Consider the following 4071-nt stretch of genomic DNA (forward strand, 5'->3'; position numbering starts at 1 on the left):
ATCCTCGTTGCCAGGCGAAGCGGGCAACATGCTGCACGCCGCACCTAGCGCCCCGACGTGGCGGCGGGAACCCCTCCCCCCGCACTGCCAGGCGAGGCGACCACGGCCCGCGTCTTGGGGACCGCCCTCGTGGGCGGCTTCTCAGGGGACTGAGCGCAGCTGCGGACGGCCGGCCCCTGGCGACACGCACGGTGCGAACGCCGACCGCCAGCCCGTCTCACCATGCGGAATCGTGGCCGGATCGTAACTTACTCGCCCGGCGTGTTGATTGCGTTGAGCCGTCGGCACTCTCGGCCGCGACTGCCCCGTGCCTGTGGATAACTCAAGACGTGACCCACACGAACGCCGCTACCGTGCCTTTGCTGGACCCCTTGCTGGAACTGCCCTGCCCTCCCAGGAGCTTGCTGTGCCCCTCGACTGCTCACGTCGCGAGCCGTCCGTCGTCCCACCGGGCCTTCGGGTCAAGACGCCTGCCCGCATTCTCGGCGCGACGCTGTTCATGGCCCTGTCGGCCGCGCCCATCGCGGCATACGCCACCGAGGGCGGTGAACCGCCGCCGGAGGTGCCGGAAGGCTCCTTCAGCACCGAATCTCCCGGGGCCAAAACGGAGTTCACGCAACCGGAGCCAGCCGCCGAGCCGGTGGCACCGGCGCCGGCCCCATCCAACGAGCAGCCCCCTGCTGAGCCCGCTCCGGCGCAGTCCGAGTCCGGTGAGCCGCCGCCGGTCGACTCAGCACCTGTCGAACCGCCTCCCGTTGCACCAGAGCCCACGGAACCGCAGACGGTCGAGTCGCAGACGGTCGAACGCCACCCAAAGCGGACTGAGGTCGTCGCGGCGCAGACGGAGCCCGAGCCGGCACCCAGCAGCGCAGCGCCAGCCCATCCGACGCCGACACCGACACCGACGGCCTCCTCTCCGGTGGCCTCGTCTCCGGTGGCCTCGTCTCCGGTGGCCTCGTCTCCGGTGGACAGAGACCCCTCGACCGGGCACCCGCGCTCTGCAGCCGCAGATCTCGACGTACCCACACAGCCAAAGCCGACCACCCTCGACGTTGCGGGGTCACGGTCCGGCCCATCCGAGCCCACCGCCGAGGCACCTTCCGCTGCGAAGGTGACCCCACAGAGTTCCGTGGCTTTCAAGGAGTCGGCACCGGTGGTTGCGACGGGGGACGAGGCGATGCGCGCGGCCGGCCACGATCCGGTCGGTGAGCAACCGCAGGACGGCCGCTACGAGGACGCCGAGGCGACCACGCCGATGGAGCCGACCGCGCCACTGGAGCCGATGGCCTCAAGGGACTCGAAGCCGGCCACGGCGGGCGCTATCGACGCGAGCTCCACGGACGGTCCGGGACACACGGTTCGGGGCGACGCCGACAATTCGGGCGCATGGGTCGAGGCCGATCAGGCCGCGGTCTTCGACAAGGTCCTGGGTGCCAGCGGCGCGCACGGCCGTGATCGGCTCCCTGAGCACACCGGAGAGCAGCCGCGCGCAGGTCGCGAAGGGGATACGGCCGACGTCCCCGCGGTCGCCGCGCCGCAGCCGACGGTTGCAGCACGGGAGCACGCCGACGGTGGCGGAACGTCCGCGACCCTCCGGGAGGCAGACGCTTCCGATGGTCTGGCCGTCATGGCGCCGTGGTGGGCGCGTCACAACGACGAGCCCACGCCGGAGTGGGCAGCGCCCGGATCCACCGCGCTGGTCAGCGAGCGTCCCGACCCCGCCGAGGACGGCCAAGAACCCCAGGACCGCCAGGAACCCGGGGACCGCATCACCTCCGGCCGCGGCCCGGGCACCGGGGACGACCCGGACGCCGGCGGGAGAAAGGGCGCCCGGGACGATGCCGGCTCCGGTACGAAGGAGAGCCTCGAGCGGAACACCGACGGCGAGGACCGCGGTGCCAGGAGCGCGGGTTCAACAACGCGTGAACGCTCCCGCGAGAGCTTCCAGACCCAAGAGTCTGGGGAGATGCCGGCGCCCGACAGCGCACCCGAGTCGCCCCTGCTCGCGCTCGTCGAGCGATTGTTCGGCTCCGGCGATCGCAGTGGCCGAGCCACCAGCCCCGACCCTGACCGTGGGCGCGATCAGGGGCCGGAGCGTGGCGATGCAGGCCCCGGCAACAAGGACGCGTCCGAAGACGACGCCGAGCAGACGGACGGTAGCGCCAGGCGTGCTGAGCGGGACGAGAGCGAGTCCCGCCGTGGCAACGACGATGGCGGCAGCCGGCCGGCACGCCCGCAGCCGGCCCGCACCGACACCCCGACGCGGGGAGCCGACGACCGCCGCAGCGACCGCCAGCGGGCACCCGAGCCGAGCCGATCCGGCTCTGAACCCAACGATGAACCTCGCACCCGCACCGACTCCGATACCCCCGGCAACGAGGGCGGCACCGCCACCCCTGACCGCGGCAACTCCGGCAAGAACAACTCCGGCAAGAACGCGGACGCCGACGTCCGGGCCGACGGTCCGGCGAGCGGGGTCGCCGACTCGACCGCGGAGAGCTGGGCCGTCGGCGACGCGGGCCGACACGGGCTCACCCTGCAGCCGATCCAGGCACTCGACCTGCTGAGTCGGATGCTCGAAGGGCCCAGCGGGCTGCTGCGGCAAGCTCACGCGCAGGCGCACCAGCAGCAGCAGGCGCAGCAGCAGCAGAACGACGGCCCCGATCGGTCGCCGGCCGAAGCGCCGACCGCGCAGGCGCCGGCGGCGAACAGCCAAACCCGGACGCGCGAAGACCGCACCGCCGCGCCGACCACCCCCGCGTCGATCGATTCCGCCGGTCCGGAAGCCAGGGCAGCCTCCCCGCGGGACGCCGAGATCGTGGCCGGGGCAGGCGAACGACGCGGCATGGTCCCGGTCCGCCCGGTGCTGCTGCGGCAGGCCCAGGTCGCCGGTCCGAACCGGCCGGCGCCGGCGGCACCGCAGGCGAGGCTGGCACCGCCCTCGGGTCCTGGCGCGGCCACGGCCGCGGCCTATCCGGACGTGCCGCAACGGGCTCGCACCACCTGGTCCAGCGGGGTGCACCTGGCGGATGTCGACGAGGCCGCAGTCCGGCGGGCGGCGCGGCTGGCCCGCGAGACCGGCCGCGCCTTCGACGTCGTCGCGGCCCGACTGCCCGCAGGCACGTGGTCCGACATCGAGCGGCCGACGCAGGCCCTGAGCGCGCTGGCGCAGGTGCCGGGGCGCAAGGTGCTGTCGGTGTCGCTGCTGCCCGATGCCGGCGGCAGCCTCGCGGCCTGCGAGAAGGGCCGCTACCACGGCTACTGGCGCGGCTTCGCCGGGGAGGTCGCCAAGCACGGCCTGGCCAAGGCGATCATCGACCTGCGCCCGGACGCGGCCGGAGTCGCCGAGGCCGATCCCGCTGGACACGCCGCCTGCTACCGCCGGGTCGTCGCGTCGCTGCGTTCGCAGCTTCCGCAGGTGCAGACGCAGTGGACCGTCCCGCGCGGCGCGCGCCCCGGGCAGGATCCGCGGCTCGCGTGGCCGGGTGCCGGTGTCGTCAGCGTCGTCGGGGTCGACGCCGTCGACAGCGGCGACGACTGGGGTCGCGCCATCAACGGCGAGTTCGGTCTGAACTGGTGGGCCGACTTCGCCCGGCAGCAGGGTCGCCGCGTGGCGCTGGCGCAGTGGGGGCCCTTCCCGGGTTCCGCGGCCTCGGCGGCCAACGCCCCCTACATCCAGAACATGCACGACTGGTTCGTGCGCGCCCAGGCGCGCAAAGAGCTGGCCTACGAGGCGTTCACGGCTCCGGAGCAGGAGTTGGGGTCGGCGGTCGCCGCCTACCGTGAGCTCTTCCTGAGGTGACCATGGCCTTCGACCCCTATGCCTTGCCCGACCAGCCCGTCGTTCGGATCGACATCACCCTCGACCGCCGCGGCCACGAACAGGTCGCCGTCGACGGCGAGCGGATCACCCCGGACAAGGGCGAGTCCGCTCGAACCGCCGCCATCCGCCAGGTCGCCGGTCGCGTCGATGCGCTGGCCGCGGCCGAGCGAAACGCCGGCGCGGGCGGGGCCCCGCGCACGGGCGTGCGGGCGCGGCTCAACGGCCCCGGCTTCACCGACTACGACATC

General features: G+C 73.5%; 2 protein-coding genes. Both read left to right on the top strand.

Going from position 1 to position 4071, the window contains the following annotated elements:
• Positions 1 to 1111 precede the first annotated feature (1111 nt).
• Positions 1112 to 3802 carry a hypothetical protein gene (locus KILIM_RS20975; protein WP_157551877.1) on the top strand — a complete coding sequence of 897 codons (2691 nt, stop codon included), beginning with the start codon at positions 1112 to 1114 and terminating at the stop codon, positions 3800 to 3802.
• Between the two features lie 2 nt (positions 3803 to 3804).
• On the top strand, positions 3805 to 4071 hold a 267-nt coding region (locus KILIM_RS20980; protein ID WP_040564026.1), incomplete at its 3' end, for a hypothetical protein.

Origin of the sequence: Kineosphaera limosa NBRC 100340 (assembly GCF_000298215.1) — a bacterium.
Taxonomy (GTDB): domain Bacteria; phylum Actinomycetota; class Actinomycetes; order Actinomycetales; family Dermatophilaceae; genus Kineosphaera; species Kineosphaera limosa.